The sequence below is a fragment of the Ruegeria sp. SAZD011 genome (assembly GCF_059612545.1).
Window position 1 is genome coordinate 111,114 of sequence record NZ_JBXWQU010000022.1, and the last position, 20,022, is coordinate 131,135.

Here is a 20,022-nt window from a genome sequence, read left to right on the forward strand (position 1 = left end):
CCTTGAGCTTCGGGCGGAAATCCGCTTGATGCAAGTCGCGATGTCGGGGAAGACAAGAACATGAACACGGGATTTGCCAATCCGTCCGCCAAGCCGGACGATCCGACCGATCCGCGCGCGCGCCGAGACCATGGCGGCGGGCTGGACGGGGCGATGCGCCAGTATGGCGGCGCGCGCGCCGACTGGATCGACCTGTCGACCGGCATCAACCCCCTGCCCTATCCGGTCGGCACGCTGCTGCCCGAGGACTGGACCGCGCTGCCCGATCACGGCGCCTTTGGTGAACTGACGCGCGCCGCGCGCGCGTTCTGGCATCTGCCCGACGCGGCGGCGATCCTGCCCGCGCCCGGCGCCTCGGCCCTGATCGCGCGCATTCCGGCGCTGGCAGATCCCGCGCGGGTACGGATCACCCGGCCCACCTATAACGAACATGCCGCCGCCTTTGCCGCCCATGGCTGGCAGGTGGTCGATGATGGCCCGGCCGAGGCACGGGTGATCGTGCATCCCAACAACCCCGACGGCCGCATCTGGACCGAGGCCGAGGCCGAAGGCGCGCTTTGCGTCATCGACGAGAGCTTTGGCGACGTGGCACCCGAGACCTCGCTGGCGCATCTGGCCACGCGCCCCGGAACGGTTGTGCTGAAAAGCTTTGGCAAGTTCTGGGGGCTCGCCGGGCTGCGGCTGGGCTTTGCCATCGCCCTGCCCGACACCATCGCGCGCCTCAACGACCTGACCGGCCCCTGGGCGGTGTCGGGGCCAGCGTTGCGCATCGGGACAAGGGCACTGAACGACGCCGCATGGGCCGAAGAGACCCGGATCAGACTGGCGCAGGAGGCCGCCCGGCTCGACACGCTGATGACCGCGCGCGGCGCCGAACGTCTAGGCGGCACCGACCTGTTCCGCCTTTACCACGTCGATGATGCCGCCGCCCGGCAGGACCGCCTGGCCCAGGCCCGGATCTGGAGCCGCATCTTTCCCTATTCCAACCATTTCCTGCGATTGGGCCTGCCCCCGGCCGAGGGCTGGGACCGGCTGGAGAGCGCGTTATGAGCACCGCCCTGCTGCTCGGCTTTGCCATGCTGCTGGATGCCGCGCTGGGAGAGCCCGAATGGCTGTGGTCGCGCCTGCGCCATCCGGCGGTTCTGATCGGCGACATCATCTCGGTTTTGGACGAAGAGTTGAACGAGGGCGGACATCGCCGGCTCAAAGGGGTGGCGGTGACCGCGATCCTGGCGGTGGGTGCCTTGTCGGTGGGTGCGCTGCTGTCCCTGCTGGGACCGGTGGCCGAGGTGCTGATCTGCGCCATCCTGCTGGCACAGAAATCGCTCGCCGGACATGTGGCGGATGTGGCTGACGCCCTGCGCCTGTCGCTGCCCGAGGCGCGGCGCAGCGTAGCCCGCATCGTCTCGCGCGATACGGCCACCATGTCCGAACCGCAGGTGGCGCGCGCCGCCATCGAAAGCGCCGCGGAGAACCTCAGCGACGGGGTGATTGCGCCCGCCTTCTGGTTTCTGGTCGGTGGCCTGCCGGGCCTGCTGCTCTACAAGACGATCAACACCGCCGACAGCATGGTGGGCTATCTGAACGAGCGCTATGCGCAGTTCGGCTGGGCCGCTGCACGGCTGGATGATCTGCTCAACCTGATCCCGGCCCGGCTGACCTGCGGCATGATCGTGCTCTTGTCCAATGGCTGGCGCCACTGGCGCGGCATCGTCGAGGACGCCCAGCGCCATATCTCGCCCAATGCCGGCTGGCCCGAGGCCGCCATGGCCCGCGCGCTCAACATCGCGCTGGCCGGGCCGCGCAGCTATCACGGCGAAATCCGGCATCTGGCCTGGGTAAACGAAGAGGGCCGCAAGGAAATCGGCCCGCGCGAGATCGAACGCGCGGTGACCCTGCTGTGGCAGGTCTGGGCGCTGGCCCTGGGTCTGACCTTGACGCTGGTGGCGCTGGCGGCGATCTTCTGATCGTATTACAGAACCAAACCGACAGGACATCATGCGCATTCTTCCCCAGATCATGGCCGCTATTGTGCTGGCCTCTCCGGCGCTGTCACAATGTGGCGGCAGTTTTTCGAGCTTTGTCGATGGTCTCAAGGCCGAAGCGGTTTCGATGGGCCATGACCCGGCGCTGGTCGACCGCTTCTTTCAGGGGGCGGCGCAGGACGCCAAGGTGCTCAGGGCCGACCGCGCACAGGGCGTGTTCCAGAAACCCTTTGTCGAGTTCTCGCGCCGTCTGATCTCGCAAAACCGGCTTGATACCGGCAAGGCGATGGGGCGCAAATACGATGCGGTGTTCGACCGGATCGAGGCGGAATACGGCGTGTCGCGCGGCGTGCTTTTGGCCTTCTGGGCGTTCGAGACCGATTTCGGCGGCTATCAGGGCGATTTCAACACCCGCAACGCGCTGGTCACGCTGGCGCATGACTGCCGTCGGCCCGAGCTGTTCCGGCCGCAGATCTTTGCCGCGATCGAACTTTTCGCGCATGGCGATTTCGACCCCGCCCGCACCACCGGCGCCTGGGCGGGCGAGATCGGCATGGTACAGATGCTACCGCGCGACATTCTGGAAAACGGCGTCGACGGAGATGGCGACGGGCATGTGACCCTCAAGACCTCGGCCCCCGATGCGCTGTTGTCGGGCGCGCGGATGCTGTCTCATCTGGGCTGGCGTCCGAACGAGCCCTGGCTGCAAGAAGTAAATGTGCCCACCCGGATGGACTGGTCGCTGAGCGGCCCTGGCAAGCCGCGTAGCACGGCGGACTGGCAGGCGATGGGCGTGCGCCCGCGCGCCGGAACCCTCACCGATCTGCCCGCCTCACTGATCCTGCCACAGGGGCACAAGGGGCCGGCCTTCCTCGCCTATCCTAATTTCGACGTCTATTTCGAATGGAACCAGAGCTTTGTCTATGTGCTGACGGCGGCCTATTTCGGCACCAGGCTGGAGGGCGGTCAGGTCTATGACGCCGGCAGCCCCGCGCCCGGGCTGGACGGTGCCGAAATGAAGGCGCTGCAGCAGAAGTTGCAGGCGCGCGGCCATGACGTGGGTAAGATCGACGGAATCCTGGGCGCGGGCACGCGGGCCGCCGTACAGGCCGAACAGGCGCGTCTGGGTCTGCCCGCCGATGCCTGGCCCACCGCAGAGTTGCTGGCAAGGTTGTGAGACATCGCCCTGGGTCAAGACAGCGTAAACCTGTCTAACCGCAAGCATTCCTAGGCTGTATCGACCCAGCTGTGCGGGTTGCTCGCCACCAAGGCGTGACCGCCACGGGCAATCAGGGAACAGGCGCTGGGGGTACTGAAAATGCATGAGTTTCAGCGGCTTGCCCGCGCTGGAACTCACAATTCCATGGACATCTCATGCCATGCCATACCTCCGTGTTCAGAGGCGGACGGCCGTATGTAGCCGTATCCAAATCTCTCGTAGAGCGGCACGTGATGCTTCTTGCAGATGAGATATATCGCGCTCTTGCCCATCGCCCTCATCCGCGCGACGAATTCCTCCATCAGAGCCCGCGCCAGACCTGTACCCTGTTGCGAAGGGTCGACGACAACGGACATGATCACGACATTCGGGGCCTCGGGGTCATGCCCGACAAGCTCCTTGAACGCCTCGTCCGACATCTCGACCTGGTACGCGCAACCGCTGTTAATGAATCCCGCCACCTCGCCCTCTTTTTCAAGAATGAGAAAGCCTTCGGGATAAAGCGCGATCCGTTTCGAGATCTTCTCAAGCGTTGCCGCTTCGTCCCCTTCGTAGGCGGACGTTTCGATCTCGAAGCAGCGATCGGCATCGGCGGGGCGGGCATTGCGAAATCTGTGCATGGACGGATGCTAGCCCGAACCATCGTGCATATCCAGCGGCGGCGGGGCGCCGTGCAAGACATGAACCTTTGGCGAACCCGTTCAATCAGGGGAGCATTTCGCCCGATCTCACTCTGGCCGGACCGGATACCGCTCGCCCGTTTCCGTGATTAGCAACAGCCGGGTACCGTTCAGGACATAGAGGTCGCAGCGACCCAGACCGTTGCGGAAGCGGGTGCAGATGCTGCCATCCTCGGCGATGTGATAGGTGCCGAACGCGGTGCCGCCGCCATTGGCCGGGGAATAGGTATAGGAAAACGAGCCCCCCGCCGAATAGGTCGAGCGGCCATCGTCGTAGAAGGTCAGCGTGCGCCCGGCCAATGCCTCCAACTCGACTGCGTTCAGGGGACGGTCGCCCTCTTTCAGGCGCCATTCGGTGGCCATCAGGGGTGTTGCGACAAGGGTGCAGGCAAGGGCAAGGCGCAGGATCATGGGTCAAACCTAACCCGGCTGCTTACCCGCCCCCAGTCACGTTGCGGTGAGGCGGATCAGGCGACCAGCGCCTCGGCCTTTTTCAGGTCGACCGAGACCAGCTGGCTGACGCCCTTTTCCTGCATGGTCACGCCGAACAACCGGTCCATCCGCGCCATGGTCACCGCGTGGTGGGTGATGATCAGGAACCTTGTGTCGGTCTGGCGGCACATCTCGTCCAGAAGATCGCAGAACCGGGTCACGTTGGCATCGTCAAGCGGCGCGTCGACCTCGTCGAGCACGCAAATCGGCGCCGGGTTGGCCAGGAAGACCGCGAAGATCAGCGCCATCGCGGTCAGCGTCTGCTCACCCCCCGACAAGAGAGACAGGGTCGACAGTTTCTTGCCCGGCGGCTGGCACATGATTTCGAGACCCGCATCCAGCGGATCGTCGCTTTCGACCATGACCAGATTGGCCTCGCCGCCGCCAAACAGGTGGCGGAACAGCATGGCAAAATTCGAATTGACCTGCTCAAAGGCGGTAAGCAGCCGCTCGCGCCCCTCACGGTTGAGGCTGGCGATACCGCTGCGCAGGGTCTTTACCGCCTCTTCCAGATCGCCCTTTTCCTTGGACAGCGAGTCGAACTCTTCCTGCACCTCGCGCGCGTCCTCTTCGGCACGCAGGTTGACCGCGCCCATGGCGTCGCGTTGGCGCTTGTGGCGGTTGACCTCGGCTTCGAGCGTGTCGCTGTCGGGCATGGCGTCCGGCTCTAGCGCCAGCTTCGCCAAAAGCTGGTTCGGGGTCAGTTGCTGTTCTTCGGCGATGCGTTCGGCGGCGGCCTGCATGGTCTCTCGGGCGGCCTCGGCCCGGGCCTCGGCAGCCGCACGTCCCTCGCGCGCCTCGGACGCCAGACGGGCCGCCTCGCGCTCGGCCAATGCCGCCTCGCGGTGTTTCGACTCGCCCGCGGCAAGCCGATCCGCGGCCTCGGCCCTGCGGGCCTCGGCGATTTCGGTCTGTTCCGCCAGTTCCTCACGCGCTTCGGCAATCTCGCCGGGCACCTGCATCGCTTCGGTCAGCTCTTCCTCCGAGGCGGCCTTGCGTTCTTCCAACTCGGCGATGCGCTTGCCCGCGGTTTCCAGCCGGTGGCGCCAGCCGCTCAGATCCTTGGTGACTTCTTGGGCGCGCTTGGTGCGGGCCTCGCCCTCGCGGCGCACCTCGTCATGGCTGGAACGGTGCGTCAGCATGGTGATCCGCGCCGCCTCGACCGTGTGGCGGATATCCTCTACCGAAGCGCGCGCGGTGTCGAGATCGCCCAGATCCGCCAACCCCGCCTCGGCCTCGCGCAGCTGGGCGCGGGCGGCCATCGCGTCTTCCTTGTGGCGGGTGACGGCCAGACCAAGCGTTTCCAGACGCCCCTGGGCCAGGTTGCGTTCGGCCTCGGCGCGGCTTTGGGCGCGGGCGGCGTCTGCCATGCGCTGATCTGCGGCACGGCGGGCCTCGCGGGCCTGGCGGTCGGCCTCGGTCACCTCGCGCAGGCGTTGCGACAGGCGCTCATGGGCCGCGCGCGCGCCTTCGGCACGGGCGCTGACCTGCGCCAGTTCCTGCTTCAGCGCCTCCAGCCGGTTGAGCTGTTCCAGCCGCATCGCCGCCGCGCTGGGCGCGTCTTCGGCCCAGGCGCGGAAGCCGTCCCAGCGCCACAGATCTCCATCCAGACTGACCAGACGCTGACCGGGCTTCAGCGCCGCTTGCAGGCGGGCGCCGGTGGCGGCATCGACCAGACCGATCTGTGCGATACGGCGGCTCAGCCGGTCGGGGCCGGACACATGCCGCGCCAGCGGGTCGGCGCCCTCGGGCAGCGGCTGGCCCTGCGCGTAATCGGGCAGATCGAGCCAACCCGACGGCCCCTTGCCCTCGACCAGCGGCGCGCGCAGGTCATCGGCAAGCGCCGCGCCCAGCGCCTTTTCATAGCCCGGCTCCACCCGCATCAGGTCGAGCACCTGACCGCCCTCGGCTGTGTCGCGTTCAACCAGTTTGGCCAGCGCGCCGGTCTCGGCGCGGATGGCGCCCAGCTCGCCCTCGGCCTCGGAGAGCTGCGCGCGGGCCTCGGCCTCGCGCGCCTGAGTCTCGCCGCGCAGCTCGTCGGCGGCGGCCAACGCCTCTTCGGCGGCCTCGGCAGCCTCGGCAGCCTCTTCGGCAGCACTCTCGGCGCCCGCATAGGCCTCGCCAGCGCGGTCCAGCGCCGCGTGGGCCTCTTCGACCGCGCCCCGGGCGCGGGTCTCCTCGGCCTCGGAGCGGGCGAGCGTCTTGCGGCTGTCTTCGACCAGGCGCTGCGCCGACTGGTGGCGGGCGGCCAGCCGCGCCACATCCTCGGTCACCTGGCTCAGATGATCCTCGCGCTCTTGCAGGACGGCGGCCGCCTCGCGGGCCAGTTCCGCCGCCTCGGCCAGCCGGTCGGCATGGCCGGCGCCGGCCTTGGACAGTTCGCGCGCCTCCCATTCCAGCCGTTCGATGGTGTCGCCCGCGTCGCGGTTCAGCCCGGTCTCGCGCTCGATGTCGCGGCCCAATTGCGCAATGCGCGCTGTCAGAACCTCGATCTGCTGACGGGCGCGCTGTTCGCGATCATTGAGCGTGTCGCGCTGCACATGCATGCGCTGAAGCACGGCACCGGCTATCGCCTCTTCCTCGCGCAGCGCAGGCAGCGCCGCCTCGGTCTCGGCGCGCAGCGCCTCGGCCTGACGCGCGGCCGCCTCGGCCCGCGAGGCATCGAGGGTACGGTGGCGCAGCACCTCTTCGGCCTTGGCGCGCGCATCGTCGGCATCGCGCCAGCGGCGATAGAGCAGCTGACCCTCGGCCAGGCGCAGCTGTTCGCCGATCTCGCGATAGCGCGCCGCCTGCCGGGCCTGACGCGCCAGTTGCGCCAGCTGGGTGCCCAGCTGTTCCAGCACATCATCGACGCGGGTCAGGTTGGTCTCGGTACCTTTCAGCTTCAACTCGGCCTCGTGCCGCCGCTGGTAAAGGCCCGAAATCCCCGCCGCCTCTTCCAGGATACGGCGGCGCGAGGTGGGTTTGGCGTTGATCAGCTCGGCGATCTGGCCCTGCCGCACCAGCGCCGGGGAATGCGCTCCGGTCGAGGCATCGGCAAAAAGGATCTGGATGTCACGGGCGCGCACATCCTTGCCATTGGCCTTGTAGGCGCTGCCCACGTCGCGGGTGATCCGGCGTACGATTTCCAACTGGTCGGCATCGTTGAACCCCGAGGGCGCCAGCCGCTCGGAATTGTCCATGAGCAGCGTGACCTCGGCAAAGTTGCGCGCCGGGCGCGAGGAGGCACCGGCAAAGATCACGTCCTCCATGCCGCCGCCGCGCATCGCCTTGGGACGGTTTTCGCCCATCACCCAGCGCAGCGCCTCAAGCAGGTTGGACTTGCCGCAGCCATTGGGGCCCACAATACCGGTCAGCCCGTCCGCGATGATCAGATCGGTCGGGTCAACAAAGCTTTTGAAGCCGGTCAGTTTGAGCCTGTTGAAACGCAAGTGCGGGCGGCTTTCGGTGATTCCAGTGCTCAATCAGCCTGCCCGTGCCACTTGCCGCCTGTCAACGCCCCCGCCCCATCATCTGGAGGATCAAGCGGAGTTATCCCCAATATATGGCGATTTCCGGCCCGTTTACCCCTAATAAGGGGTACATTCGAAATCGGTATACTCGGTACCGCCACTGGTCCAGCTGTCCACCTCGAAACAGTCGAACCGCAACATCGCCGCGGGCAGTGCCCAATTGGCCGGGCGCCCGTCGCAGCTGAGCACACCGGTCGCCACCGCCTGATCGCCCAGTACGCCAACCACCCGGCAGCCCGAGACCTGCGCCATGGCAAACCCCGCCCGCTCGCGGATCGGGCCAAAGCGGGGGGCGTATTGCGGATTGACCCGGATCGCCTCGGCCAGATTGCCGCGCACCCGCACGTCGAACACGCTGCCGCCCACATCGACACGGGTCGCAGGCAGGCCCCGGAACTCGCGCCCGGGGCCGCCGCAACCGGCCAGCAACACGATGAGAGAGAGCAGGCGGAGCATGGCTGCACTTTGCATCATGTCCGATTAACAGAGGGTTTCACCCGGCGCGCAGCAACTGCCCCAACCGGGCCATCCCCTCTTCGATCATCTCCTCCGAGGCGCAGGAGAAGCTGAGGCGCAGCGTGTTAGCGCCCGAGCCATCGGCAAAGAACGCGCGCCCGGGCACAAAGGCCACCCGCACCGTGTCCAGCGACCGCGCCAGCAGCGCGGCGCCATCCATGCCCTGCGGCAGGGTGAGCCAGACGAACATGCCGCCCTCGGGGCGGGTCCAGTCGACGCCCTCGGGCATGTGCCGGGCCAGCGCCGCCAGCATGGCGTCGCGGCGGCGGCGATAGGTGGCGCGCAGGCTGGCGACATGGCTGTCGAACAGGGTCTCGGCCACCCGATGAATGGCGATCTGGTTGATGGTCGAGGAATGCAGGTCGGCGGCCTGTTTCATCAGCACCAACTGTCGGATCACCGCCTGCGGCGCCACCACCCACCCGACCCGAAGGCCAGGCGAAAGGGTCTTGGAAAACGACCCGCAATAGAGCGTCCGGCAGGCTTCGATCGAACCCTTGCGCGCAATCTCAAGCGCCAGGATCGGCGGCACTGGCGCACCGTCATAGCGCAGCGCCTGATAGGCCGCGTCCTCGATCACCGCACAGTCCAGCGTCTCGGCCAGGTCCAGCAGGCGCGCGCGTCCGGCCTCATCCACCGTCTCACCTGTCGGGTTGGCGAAATCGGCCGAGAGATAGGCCATCTTGACCTGTCCGCCGGCGGCCTCGGCCGCGGTGCGGTAATCTTCGGGCGCGCGGTTGGTGTTGATGTGCAGCCGGTCATAGGCCGGTTCATAGGCGTTGAATGCCGCCAGCGCGCCCAGATAGGTGGGCCAGCCCACCAGCGCGGTATCGCCCGGCGACAGGAACAGCTTGCCCAGGTAATCGAGCGCCTGTTGCGAACCCGAGGTGATCAGGATGTTGTCGGCGCCGCAGGGCACGCCCAGCGTGCCCATGTGATCGGCCAGCCAGCGGCGCAGCGGCAAGTAGCCTTCGCTTACCGAATATTGCAGTGCCTGCGCCTGGTGCGCAGGCGTCAGCGCCTCGGCAAAGGCGGTCGCAAAGGCCTCGGCCGGGAACAGCGCCGGGTCGGGAATGCCTCCGGCAAAGGACAGGATATCGGGCTGGTCGAGCAGTTTCAGCAGCTCGCGGATTTCCGAGGCCTTCAGCCGCCCCGCCCGCGTGGCAAAGATCTCTTCCAGACTCATGCTCCGGTCCTCCCTCTAGATCGGGGCGAGACTAGGAAGCGGGGAATTTAAGTCAATAACCCTGACCAATGTTACAGAGGACGTGAACGCACCCTGTTGCGTCCCGCCGCGCCCGGTCATATGTTTTGACCACATTCAGAGGCCCCGCCCGCATATGCCATTCCAGAAAGTCCAACCCGAAAAACTGTCGACCTCGGTCGTGCGCCAGATCGAGATGCTGATCCTGCAAGGCATCCTGCGACCCGGCGAACGGCTGCCCGCCGAACGTGACCTGGCCGAGCGGCTGGGCGTGTCGCGCCCATCGCTGCGCGACGCGGTGGCCGAATTGCAGGAACAGGGTCTGCTGGTGTCGCGGGCGGGTTCGGGCATCTTCGTGGCCGAGGTTCTGGGCAATGCCTTCTCGCCCGCGCTGACCCGCCTGTTCGCCTCGCATGAAGAGGCGATGTTCGATTATCTCTCGTTCCGCCGCGATATCGAGGGGCTGGCGGCCGAACGCGCGGCGCGGCTGGGCTCGGAAAGCGACCTCAAGGTGATTCAGGCAATCTTTGACAAGATGGTCGAGGCTCATAAACGCGGCAAGAGCGAGGACGAGGCCCGACTGGATGCCGAGTTTCACATGGCGATCATCGAAGCCAGCCACAACGTGGTGATGCTGCATATGCTGCGCTCGATGTTCGACCTGCTGCGGCAGGGCGTGTTCTATAACCGCAAGATCATGTTCCACCAGCGCACCACACGCGAGGCGATCCTGGACCAGCATCGCGCCATCAACGCCGCGCTTCAGGAACGTGACCCGGCCGGCGCCCGCGCTGCCGTGTCCGACCATCTGAGCTATGTCGAGCAATGTCTGGCCGATCAGGAAAAGGCCGAACGCAACGAGGCCATCGCCCGGCAGCGGTTGGAGCATGAGGCCGGGCGTAGCTGAACTGCGCCCGGGCAACTACCCTGACGACATCTTTGGAATCGAAAAACCCGACCATCGGCCGGGTTTTCCAGATCGGTACATGCTGTTGACGTCAGTGCAGCTTGGCACCCGCGTCGGCAATGCCGGCATCGATCAGCTTGTTGGCCTCGGTCGCGGTCATGCTGCTGGCGATCACGTCGCCGGCGGCGGCAACCGCGATTGCGATGGCACGGTCGCGTACGTCCTTGACCGCTGCCGCCTCGGCCGAGGCGATCTGGTCCTGGGCAGCGGCCAGACGGCGGGCGATCGACGCCTGCAGATCCAGCTTGGCCTGCTCCGCAGCACGCTGTGCCTCGTCCTTGGCCGCGGCCACGATGGCATCGGCCTGACCCTGCATTTCCTTCTGCTTGCGCTCGAAGGAGGCCAGGAGGCTTTGCGCTTCTTCACGCAGCTTGCGGGCTTCGTCCAGGTCCGACTGGATGCCTTCGGCACGCTTGTCCAGCGCCCCGCCGATCATCGACGGCACCTTGAAGTAGAACAGGACCGCGATGAAGACGAGGAACGCGATGGTCACCACGAAATCGGTGTTCTTCAGCGAGAAGAACGGGCCGCTCGCGGCAAGCGCCGGGCTGGCCACGCCAGCGATCAGGACAAGGCTCAGGACAGGGGCGAGAATGTTACGCATGTCTCTTATCCTTTCATCCGCTGCTCGACGGCACCGGAAACAGCGGCAGCGTCGGCCTTACCACCCAGCGCGTCGACCAGCGCTTCGGCGGTGTCCTTGGCAACCGCTTCGATGCTTTCCAGCGCACCGGCACGGATACCGGCAATCACCTTCTCCGATTCAGCGGCCTTGGCGGCAATCTCGGCATCGGCCTTGGCGATGGCGTCGTTCAGGCCAGCCTGAATCTCGGCACGGGCCTCGGCGGCGATACGCTGTGCCTCGGCGCGGGCATCGGCAAGCGCCTTGGTATAGGCTTCTTCCGCTGCGGCGGCCTTGGCTTTCAGGTCTTCGGCAGCGGCGAGGTCGTTTGTGATGGTCCCCTGACGCTCGGCCAGGATTGCCGCGATACGCGGCAGGGCCACGCGCGACAGGACCAGAAAGACGACGACCAGCGTGATGACAAGCCAGAAGATCTGGTTCGGGAACCAGTCGAAACACAGCTGCGGCATGCCGATGGCAGAGCCATGGGAATCGACGCAGGTGCTGACAGCTCCGGTTGTTTCAGTCGCCATGTTGTCCTCCGTCGGAACGTTGTCTTTACAACAGGTGGGCCGCTATGGCCTGGGCCCACCTGCGCGTAAGGATCAGGTTCCGCGAATTAGACGGCGAACATCAGCAGCAGAGCGACGAGGAACGCGAAGATCCCCAGGGCTTCTGCGAATGCGATGCCGATGAACAGGGTCGCGGTTTGCGACGCGGCGGCCGAGGGGTTGCGCAGGGCGCCGGCCAGGAAGTTGCCGGCCACGTTGCCCACACCGATTGCGGCTGCGCCGGAACCGATTGCTGCCAGGCCTGCGCCGATATGTGCGAGATCGCCTTCCATGATGTGTCTCCTTACGATTGGAAGTTGAATGTCAGGGTGTTGGATACACAGGGCGGGCACGGGCCCGCCGCTGAGATTAGTGATGCGGGTGCAGCGCGTCCTTGAGGTAGACGCAGGTCAGGATGGTGAACACATAGGCCTGGATAAAGGCCACCAGCACCTCGAGACCATACATCGCGGTGATCGCCAGAACCGAAACCGGGCTGATCGCGGCGATGGCGGCAAAGCCTGCGAACACCTTGATCACCGCGTGGCCTGCCATGACGTTACCGGCAAGACGGATGGAGTGGCTGACCGGACGCACGAAGTAGGAAATCAGTTCGATGATCGCCAGAATGGGACGCAGCGCCAGCGGCGCGCTCGACACCCAGAACAGGCTCAGGAACCCGGCGCCGTTCTTGACGAAGCCCAGGATAGTCACGGTCAGGAATACCGCCAGCGCCAGCACCATGGTCACCGCGAAATGCGAGGTGGTGGTGAACGACTTGGGCAGCAGGCCCAGGAAGTTGGCCGTCACGATGAACATGAACAGGGTCATGACATAGGGGAAGTATTTCACCCCGTCCTTGCCGCAGATGTCCTCGACCATCTTGTAGATGAAGCCATAGGCGAGTTCCGCAATCGACTGCATGCGGCCCGGCACGATGGCGCGTTTCGAGGTGCTCAGCACCAGCAGGCCGATGATCGCCAGCACCGCCAGACCCATCCACAGGGTCGAGTTGGTGATGGTGAACATGCCCACCGCGCCGTCGCCGAACAGCGGCTTGACGATGAACTGATCCATCGGGTGGAAGACCAGGCTACCACCCTCTGCCGCGTGTTCTGCTGCCTTGTCTGCGGCGTGTGCTTCGCTTGCCACGTCTAGTCCCTCTCGTCTCTCTCGGCCGTTGCCTTTGCGGCTTCGGCCTCTGTCTTCGCCTGGATTTCGCGCGCGCTGCGGAGCATGACATTCACCCCGGCGGCAAGACCCAGCAATGTGAACAGCACCAGGAAGATCGGGATTGTCCCGAACAGGCTGTCCAGCCCGTACCCGATGCCAAATCCGATCCCCAGACCGGAAACCATCTCGATCACCATCCGCCAGGCCAATTCGCCCTGGGCATGGCTTGCATCCGCGCGTTTGGTGCCGGTTTCGCGGGCCTTCTTGGCCGCTTCGATCCGCGCCTCAAGCTGCGTCAGCCGCTGCTTTTGGTCGTCTTCGGTCACGGGTGGCACCCCTACGCAATCTTGGGCATGTGCTAAGGCGACCGGGGCACAGAGTCAACGCCTCTGTCACCCCAGCAAATCTGCACCCATCCCATTGAAATAAAAAGGTATTTATTGCCCTCCAAAACGGAGTGCAAATGCGCCGCAGGCAGGTCCGGGGTCAAAACCGCCAGAAATGCATATTCAACCAAACGGTTGACGATCCAGCCGGCATATGGTTCTGCCAGTTCATGTCAGACCCGCTCGACGATGTCTTTTCGGCGCTTGCCGACCCTACAAGGCGCGCGATCCTCGCGATGCTGCTCGAGGATGACATGGCCGTGACCGATGTGGCCGAACCGTTCGAGATGTCGCTTGCGGCCATCTCGAAACATCTGGCGATCCTCACCCGTGCCGGGCTGATCACGCAAGAGAAACGCGGCCGGGTGAAATGGTGCAAGCTGGAACCCGACGCTCTGCGGCAGGCCTCGGTCTGGATGCAGGGGTTCGGTCAGTTCGAGCCGGTCAATCTGGATGCGTTCGAGCGCTTTCTTGCGACGGAACTGGGCGAAGACGCCCAACCGGGCGGATGAGCCGCCCGGCTATCCCCGCCGCGCCGGTGTTTCCAACAGCATGACCAGCGCCACCACCGTCATGGCGATCCCCACCAGCACCAGCCCGCCCGGCGCACCATTGCCCAGCGCGATCTCCCAGCAGATCACCCAGGTTGGCGTCAGATAGGTATAGGCCATCACCTTGGCCGAAGGCAGCCGCAGGGTGGCGAATTGCAGCAGCACAAATGTCATCGCGCTGGCACAGATCGACACATACAAGAGCCCGATCCAGACGATGGGTGGCAGCGCAGCCCAATCCGTCGCCCGCAGGTCTTCCCAGCCATAAAGGGTCAGCAGCAGACAGCCCGCCACCAGCATTCCCAGCGTGAACACCACCGCGGGCTCGCCCCGGTTCAGCCGCCGCACCATCGGCGTATAGATCGCATGCGCCACGCAGCCCCAGAAATAGACGATCTCTCCCTGTCCGATCTGAAACGCCCGGAGAGCGGCCCAGTCGGCGCGAAAGATCACCCACAGCGCGCCCCCTGCCCCGATCGCCAGCGCCAGTGCCATGCGCGACGTGGTCACCTGCCGCAGCAGCAGCCAGCCCGCAACCGCCGACAGAACCGGGGTCAGGGTGAACACCGCCGCCGCGCTGACCGGCGGTGCCGTCTTCAGCCCCTCGAACATCAGAACGAAATAGGCGGCGAACAGCCCGCCCAGCAGCGCATAGCGCCACGGCGCCCGCAGCGCCGTGCGCGGAATGCCGGTCGTAGCCGCCGCCGCGATGCCAATCACCACCGCGGCAATCCCGAACCGCACCGCGTTCAGCGCGGCCGGAGCGATCTCGTTGGCCACCATCGAACCAAGCGAGAAGCTGCCCGCCACCAGCGCCGAAAAGCAGAGCATCGCCAGATGACCCCGCCCCTCGGGACTCAGACCTCCCATTCGCGCGCAGCCTGCTTGAGGAACTTCAGAAAGCTCTGCACCTTGGGCGTGCGGTGTAGGTCGACATGGGTCACCAGCCACAGCTTGCCCGCCCATTCTTCTTCTGCCGGGAGCATCTCGATCAGATCCGGGTCGCGCGCGGCGGCCCAGCGCGAGACAAAGCCGATCCCCGCCCCCGCCCGCACCGCGTGCCCGGCGGAATAGGTATCGGAACAACGAAACGAGATCGCCTCGGGTGGCACGTTCTGGCGCAGCCAGATATAGAACGGTGCCCGGCTGTTCTCGTCATCGCTGCCGACAAACTCGTGGTTTTTCAGGTCCTCGGGCCCCTTGAGCATCCCCCGCCGCGCCACATAACCCCGGCTGGCATAAAGCCCCACCTCCTGATCGATGAAGGGCTGCACCACGTTGTCGGGCTGGTCGGGCACCCGCCCGGCCCGGATCGCCACATGCGCCTCGCCATATTCCAGCCGGAACAGGCGCGCGCCCGTCAGATATCGCACGATCAGACCCGAATGCTTGCGCTGGAACGCTCCCAGCACCGGTACCACCAGCGGCGCCAGCGATTCCAATGAGGTTACCACCAGCTCGCCCGAGACATCGTCGCCCACGCCCTTGAGCCGCCCGACCAGCTGGCTGAACTGGTCATCGGTCGCCTGCGCCACTCTGAGCAGGTCCAGACCCGCCTCGGTCGGGGTATAGCCGCGCGCGTGGCGCTGGAACAGCTTGACGCCCAGCCGCGCCTCGATCGCGTCGATATGGCGGATCACGGTGGCATGATGCACACCCAGCACCTCGGCGGCGCCACTGACGGTTCCCATGCGTGCCACCTGATAGGCGGTCCGCACCTCATCCCAATTCTCCATGCGGCTTAGGGCCTCAAACTGTGCAGATTTCAACAATTACCGACAGTTTTCCTGCGCTACGTTCGCCTCTGCAACACAAATCTTCCCTTGCCGAGCGAACACTGGCAAATTCAGGCTATCCGCGCGACCCTCTGCGCAGAACCAGACATTTCGGAGGCTCCATGAAAAAGATCGGCATCCTGGGCGGCGTCGGCTGGCCCTCGACCATCGACTATTATCGCGCCATCGCGCAGGGGGCCGGTCGTTTCTTTGCCGCGCGCGGCCATGACACGCCGCTGCCGATCCCCCCGATGACCATCGAGTCCGTGACCCAAGCCCAGACCCGCGCCCTGCGCGGCCGCCCCGGGGACGAAGCCAGTTGGTCCGGCTTCGACGCGGTGTTTCGCAACGCCCTGCTGACCCTTCAGGGGGCGGGCTGCGATTTCGCGGTGATCGCCTCGAACACGCCGCATGCGCGGCTGCATGCGATCCGCCGGGGGGTCGACATGCCTATCCTGTCGATCTTTGACGCCACCGCGCGGGCCACAGCCGAAACCGGCTGCGCCCGGGCCCTGGTTCTGGGCACTGCCGTCACCATGCAGGCCCGCGACTACGCCAACGCACTGGCCCCCGTCGGGGTCATGGCGAATCCTCCCCTGCCCTTTGAGGACATCGCCGAAATGCAGGCGCTGATCGACGAAGACCTTTACGCGGGCGTCTCGGAAAACGCCCGCCCGCGCCTGCTGGCCTTTTGCGACCGCCACGCCGAACCGGGCACCGCGATCCTGCTGGCCTGTACCGAACTACCACTGGCCTTTCCCGACCATGTGGACGACATCACCTTTCGCGCCGGCGGGCATCTCTTCGTCAACCCCTCGGCGGCCCATGTCGCCGCCGCCCTCGACATGGCGCTGGCGGACGAGGTCTGACCCCCTGCTTCTTTCTGGTTGAAAATACTCGCGCCGCAGGCACGCGCCGTCAGGCGCGTTCGGCCCCGTCCAGCCAGGTCACCTCGCACCCGATGCGGTCGAGAAACGCCATCAGGTCCGCGCGCGCCATCGCGACTGTGCGATCATTGACCAGCGGATGCATATAGACCACCTCGGCCTCGCGCACCGCCGCATCCATGATCAGCCTGACCCCCTGCCCAACCCCGTTGATCATCGCCAGCGGGCTGACCGCACCCGGCAGGATACCCAGATTCTGCAACAGCCGGTCCGCCGAGCCAAAGGACAGGTTGCCCGCGCCCAGAACCGCGCCCAGCGCCTTCAGGTCGATCTCACGATCCTGCTCCAGCGTCACCAGATAGTTGCGCTTCTTCTTGTCGCGCAGGTATAGATTCTTGATCCGGAACGCCCGTTCCCCGGGCCGGGTCAGCTCTCCCTCGACCGCCTTGGCGTCTTCGACCGTTCTGAGCAGCACATGGGTAAACAGTCGATAGGCCAGCCCCCAGTCGTCAAGCTGGCCAAGCAGCGCGTCCGAGGAAACGGGCAATGTGTCCTGATAGGCCGAAGAGGCGTCCATGGTCGGGTTCCCTGTCAAGTCATTCCGCCCCTCTTGCCGCGATCATCGCCCCATCGCAACCCATGGCGCGACCAGTTCACCGCGCGTTGCGTCGTTCGCCCACCAATGACCTCAATGAGGAAAGAATTCCACAATCAAGATAGAAGTGTAATAAACATTGTTTGTTTGCAAACAAACAACCCTGAAGATAAAGTCATAAAGTTCCAAAACAAGGCGTTCTTTCGGGAAATTGTCCCATCACCACCTATGGCCAGCGGCGTCAAATACCCCTATTTCAACGCCACCCCCTCGCAACTGGCAGGACCTATCGCCCCGTGTTCGACCTTCCCGCAATGCGTGCCGGCCTCGCCGACAAGTATGACCTTGCCCCTTCGCCCACACTCGCCGCCGAGATGAGCGCTGAATACGCCCGCATGGCGCGGGTGGTTAGCCCCGCCGACTGGGCCATCCACGCGCCCTATGTCCGCGCCATCAACCAGCTCAAGGCCGAACGCGGCGCGGTGATCCTGGGCCACAACTACATGACGCCCGAGATTTATCACGGCATTTCCGATTTCGTCGGCGACAGCCTGCAACTGGCGATCGAGGCCACCCGCACCGATGCCGATGTGATCGTGCAATGCGGCGTGCATTTCATGGCCGAGACCTCAAAGATCCTCAGCCCCGACAAGACCGTGCTGATGCCCGATATGGGGGCGGGCTGTTCGCTGGCCGAAAGCATCACCGCCGAGGGCATCGCCCAGATGCGGGCGAAATATCCCGGCGCGCCGGTTGTGTCCTATGTGAACACCACAGCCGAGGTAAAGGCCGCCTCGGACATCTGCTGCACCTCCTCCAACGCCGCCCGGATCGTCGCCGCCCTGCCCGAGCACACGATCCTCATGACCCCCGACCAGTATCTGGCCCAGAACGTGGCCGCCCAGGTGCCGCAAAAGAACGTGGTCTGGTGGGAGGGGTCGTGCATCGTGCACGAGCAGTACAGTGCCCGCGACCTGCGCGACTTCCGCGAATGGAACCCGGGCACCCGGCTGATCGCCCATCCCGAATGCCCCCCCGATGTGGTGGCCGAGGCCGATTTCTCGGGCTCGACCAGCGGCATCATCGACTATGTCACGCGGGAGAAGCCGGAAAAGGCGCTGCTGATCACCGAATGCTCGATGGCCTCGAACATCGCCGATGCCCTGCCCGAGGTCGACTTCGTCGGTCCCTGCAACATGTGCCCCTATATGAAGAAGATCACGCTGGAAAAGGTGCTCTATGCGCTCGACACCATGACCGGTCAGGTCGAGGTCGAGGCCGCGATCGCCCGGCAGGCGCGGCTGGCGGTGCAGCGGATGATCGATCTCAGCCGACAACTGGGGGTCTGAGGCCCCGATGCAGGACCTGCGCACCGATCGCGTGGTCATCATCGGCGCCGGGTTGGCCGCGATCTATGCGGCGCTGAAACTGGCGCCCCACCCGGTGCTGATGATCTCGCCCGACCCATTGGGCCATGGCGCCAGCTCGGCCTGGGCGCAAGGTGGCGTGGCCGCCGCGATGGCCCCCGCCGACACGCCCGAGGCGCATGCGCGCGACACGCTGCGCGCGGGTGCGGGCACGGTGCTGCAAGAGGTGGCCGATCACGTCACCCGGGCGGCGCGCGCGCATATCCTCGACCTCACCGATCTGGGCACCACTTTCGACCGCACCCGCGACGGCGGCTATGTGATGTCGCGCGAGGCGGCGCATTCAGCGGCCCGCGTGGTGCGGGTCAAGGGCGATCAGGCCGGGGCCGAGATCATGCGCGCCCTGATCGCGGCCTTGCGGCAAACCCGGTCGGTTCAGGTGCTCGAAGGCGTGCAGGTCGCGCGTCTGCTGGTCGAGGCCGGGCGGGTCACCGGCGCCTGCCTCACATCGGCCGCACCCGAAGGCTCCGCCCCCGTCACCCTGCGCGCGCCCGCCGTGCTGCTGGCGGCGGGCGGGGCGGCGGGGCTATATGCCCAGACCACCAATCCCGCCCGCATCCGGGGTCAGGCGCTGGGCATGGCCGCCCGCGCGGGCGCGCGGATCGCCGATGCCGAATTTGTACAGTTCCACCCCACCGCCATCGCCACCGGCGCCGATCCCGCACCCTTGGCGACCGAGGCGCTGCGCGGCGAAGGCGCAACGCTGATCGACCGGCAAGGCCAGCGCTTCATGTCCGCGCGGCATCCCGACGGCGAACTGGCGCCGCGCGACGTGGTCGCCCGCGCCGTCTATCTGCAAACACAAGCGGGCAATGCCCCCGCGCTGGATACCCGCGCGGCCATCGGCGCGCATCTGCCCACCCTGTTTCCCGCCGTCGCCCAGGCCTGTGCCAAGGCGGGTATAGACCCGCTCTCTACCCCGATACCGGTAGCGGCGGCAGCGCATTACCATATGGGGGGCGTGGCCGCCGATCTGGATGGAAAAAGCAGCCTGCCGGGCCTCTGGGTCTGTGGCGAGGCGGCCTCGACCGGGTTGCACGGCGCCAACCGGCTGGCCTCGAACGGGCTTCTGGAGGCGCTGGTCTTTGCCCGCGCCTGCGCCCGCGACATCGCCCGGCAGGTGCGCCAGACGGTGGCGGCACGGGTGGACATCCCCTTTGCCCCCGGCGGCGATGCGCCCGATGCGCGGGCGGTTGCCGAACTGCGCCAGATCATGACCGATCATGTGGGCGTGTTGCGTGATGGTGACGGGTTGCGCCGCGCCCTGCGCGGCATCGCGCAGATCGAGGCCGCGCATCCCCCCTGCGACGCCTTTGCCAACATGACGGCCGCCGCCACGATGATTGCCGCCGCCGCGCTGATGCGGCAGGAAAGCCGCGGCGCGCACTATCGCACCGATTTCCCGCAGGCCGCGCCCGGCCCCGGCAAACGCTCGGACCTGACGCTGGAGCAGGCGCTGGCGCTGCGCAACATGCTTTGA

At 65.9% G+C, this 20,022-nt stretch carries 21 protein-coding genes; 8 read left to right on the plus strand and 13 right to left on the minus strand.

Annotation, left to right across the window (positions count from 1 at the left end):
• Positions 1-60: 60 nt before the first annotated feature.
• The 3 genes from cobD to AC2FLM_RS09220 are packed head-to-tail and all read left to right on the plus strand — an operon-like array spanning position 61 to position 3,162.
• On the plus strand, positions 61-1,050 hold the full coding sequence (gene cobD, locus AC2FLM_RS09210) for a threonine-phosphate decarboxylase CobD (protein ID WP_496857405.1): 990 nt from the start codon (positions 61-63) through the stop codon (positions 1,048-1,050).
• On the plus strand, positions 1,047-1,967 hold the full coding sequence (gene cbiB, locus AC2FLM_RS09215; RefSeq protein ID WP_234184301.1) for an adenosylcobinamide-phosphate synthase CbiB: 921 nt from the start codon (positions 1,047-1,049) through the stop codon (positions 1,965-1,967). Before cobD ends, cbiB begins: the two co-directional genes overlap by 4 nt.
• Positions 1,968-1,998: 31 nt before the next feature.
• Positions 1,999-3,162, plus strand: a complete 1,164-nt coding sequence (locus tag AC2FLM_RS09220; RefSeq protein WP_496857408.1) for a lytic murein transglycosylase — start codon at positions 1,999-2,001, stop codon at positions 3,160-3,162.
• 176 nt (positions 3,163-3,338) lie between these two features.
• On the opposite strand, the gene AC2FLM_RS09225 is transcribed toward AC2FLM_RS09220, so the two are convergent.
• The 5 genes from AC2FLM_RS09225 to AC2FLM_RS09245 form a co-directional block, all read right to left on the minus strand.
• Positions 3,339-3,824, minus strand: coding sequence for a GNAT family N-acetyltransferase (locus tag AC2FLM_RS09225; RefSeq protein WP_496857410.1), 486 nt, complete (start codon positions 3,822-3,824; stop codon positions 3,339-3,341).
• Positions 3,825-3,932: 108 nt separating this feature from the next.
• Positions 3,933-4,295 (minus strand): hypothetical protein, encoded by a 363-nt coding sequence (locus tag AC2FLM_RS09230; protein ID WP_496857412.1) that lies wholly within the window; start codon positions 4,293-4,295, stop codon positions 3,933-3,935.
• 56 nt (positions 4,296-4,351) lie between these two features.
• On the minus strand, positions 4,352-7,807 hold the full coding sequence (locus tag AC2FLM_RS09235) for a chromosome segregation SMC family protein (protein WP_496858049.1): 3,456 nt from the start codon (positions 7,805-7,807) through the stop codon (positions 4,352-4,354).
• Positions 7,808-7,945: 138 nt separating this feature from the next.
• A complete protein-coding gene (locus AC2FLM_RS09240) occupies positions 7,946-8,344 on the minus strand; it encodes a hypothetical protein (RefSeq protein WP_496857414.1) in 399 nt (132 codons plus the stop codon).
• 37 nt (positions 8,345-8,381) lie between these two features.
• Entirely contained in the window at positions 8,382-9,590 is a 1,209-nt protein-coding gene (locus tag AC2FLM_RS09245) for an aminotransferase-like domain-containing protein (RefSeq protein WP_496857416.1), read from the minus strand.
• A gap of 154 nt (positions 9,591-9,744) precedes the next feature.
• Here AC2FLM_RS09245 and AC2FLM_RS09250 point away from each other — a divergent pair, with 154 nt between their 5' ends.
• Entirely contained in the window at positions 9,745-10,515 is a 771-nt protein-coding gene (locus AC2FLM_RS09250; RefSeq protein WP_234139867.1) for a FadR/GntR family transcriptional regulator, read from the plus strand.
• A gap of 91 nt (positions 10,516-10,606) precedes the next feature.
• On the opposite strand, the gene AC2FLM_RS09255 is transcribed toward AC2FLM_RS09250, so the two are convergent.
• From AC2FLM_RS09255 to AC2FLM_RS09275, 5 genes are all read right to left on the minus strand, one after another.
• Positions 10,607-11,179 carry a F0F1 ATP synthase subunit B gene (locus AC2FLM_RS09255; protein WP_496857418.1) on the minus strand — a complete coding sequence of 191 codons (573 nt, stop codon included), beginning with the start codon at positions 11,177-11,179 and terminating at the stop codon, positions 10,607-10,609.
• Between the two features lie 5 nt (positions 11,180-11,184).
• The gene (locus AC2FLM_RS09260) at positions 11,185-11,730 is read right to left on the minus strand and encodes a F0F1 ATP synthase subunit B' (RefSeq protein WP_234139869.1); all 546 of its coding nucleotides are present in this window, start codon (positions 11,728-11,730) and stop codon (positions 11,185-11,187) included.
• An 86-nt stretch (positions 11,731-11,816) separates the two neighbouring features.
• Positions 11,817-12,041 carry a F0F1 ATP synthase subunit C gene (locus AC2FLM_RS09265; protein ID WP_011048925.1) on the minus strand — a complete coding sequence of 75 codons (225 nt, stop codon included), beginning with the start codon at positions 12,039-12,041 and terminating at the stop codon, positions 11,817-11,819.
• 76 nt (positions 12,042-12,117) lie between these two features.
• The gene (locus AC2FLM_RS09270; RefSeq protein WP_235776025.1) at positions 12,118-12,825 is read right to left on the minus strand and encodes a F0F1 ATP synthase subunit A; all 708 of its coding nucleotides are present in this window, start codon (positions 12,823-12,825) and stop codon (positions 12,118-12,120) included.
• 77 nt (positions 12,826-12,902) lie between these two features.
• Complete coding sequence (locus AC2FLM_RS09275; RefSeq protein ID WP_234139871.1) at positions 12,903-13,247, minus strand: AtpZ/AtpI family protein; 345 nt, start codon at positions 13,245-13,247, stop codon at positions 12,903-12,905.
• Positions 13,248-13,477: 230 nt separating this feature from the next.
• On the opposite strand from AC2FLM_RS09275, the gene AC2FLM_RS09280 reads away from it, so the two are divergent.
• Complete coding sequence (locus tag AC2FLM_RS09280; protein WP_496857422.1) at positions 13,478-13,819, plus strand: ArsR/SmtB family transcription factor; 342 nt, start codon at positions 13,478-13,480, stop codon at positions 13,817-13,819.
• Positions 13,820-13,828: 9 nt separating this feature from the next.
• On the opposite strand, the gene AC2FLM_RS09285 is transcribed toward AC2FLM_RS09280, so the two are convergent.
• Both AC2FLM_RS09285 and AC2FLM_RS09290 read right to left on the minus strand, forming a co-directional pair.
• Positions 13,829-14,728: a DMT family transporter gene (locus tag AC2FLM_RS09285; protein WP_234176570.1), complete on the minus strand. Its 900-nt coding sequence runs from the start codon at positions 14,726-14,728 to the stop codon at positions 13,829-13,831.
• Entirely contained in the window at positions 14,716-15,594 is an 879-nt protein-coding gene (locus AC2FLM_RS09290; RefSeq protein WP_496857424.1) for a LysR family transcriptional regulator, read from the minus strand. Before AC2FLM_RS09290 ends, AC2FLM_RS09285 begins: the two co-directional genes overlap by 13 nt.
• Positions 15,595-15,755: 161 nt before the next feature.
• On the opposite strand from AC2FLM_RS09290, the gene AC2FLM_RS09295 reads away from it, so the two are divergent.
• Positions 15,756-16,502 (plus strand): aspartate/glutamate racemase family protein, encoded by a 747-nt coding sequence (locus tag AC2FLM_RS09295; protein ID WP_496857426.1) that lies wholly within the window; start codon positions 15,756-15,758, stop codon positions 16,500-16,502.
• Between the two features lie 49 nt (positions 16,503-16,551).
• Here AC2FLM_RS09295 and AC2FLM_RS09300 read toward each other — a convergent pair whose 3' ends face one another.
• The gene (locus AC2FLM_RS09300) at positions 16,552-17,097 is read right to left on the minus strand and encodes a prolyl-tRNA synthetase associated domain-containing protein (RefSeq protein WP_496857427.1); all 546 of its coding nucleotides are present in this window, start codon (positions 17,095-17,097) and stop codon (positions 16,552-16,554) included.
• A 314-nt stretch (positions 17,098-17,411) separates the two neighbouring features.
• Here AC2FLM_RS09300 and nadA point away from each other — a divergent pair, with 314 nt between their 5' ends.
• Positions 17,412-18,464 (plus strand): quinolinate synthase NadA, encoded by a 1,053-nt coding sequence (nadA, locus tag AC2FLM_RS09305; RefSeq protein WP_496857429.1) that lies wholly within the window; start codon positions 17,412-17,414, stop codon positions 18,462-18,464.
• Between the two features lie 7 nt (positions 18,465-18,471).
• Positions 18,472-20,022: an L-aspartate oxidase gene (locus AC2FLM_RS09310; protein WP_496857431.1), complete on the plus strand. Its 1,551-nt coding sequence runs from the start codon at positions 18,472-18,474 to the stop codon at positions 20,020-20,022.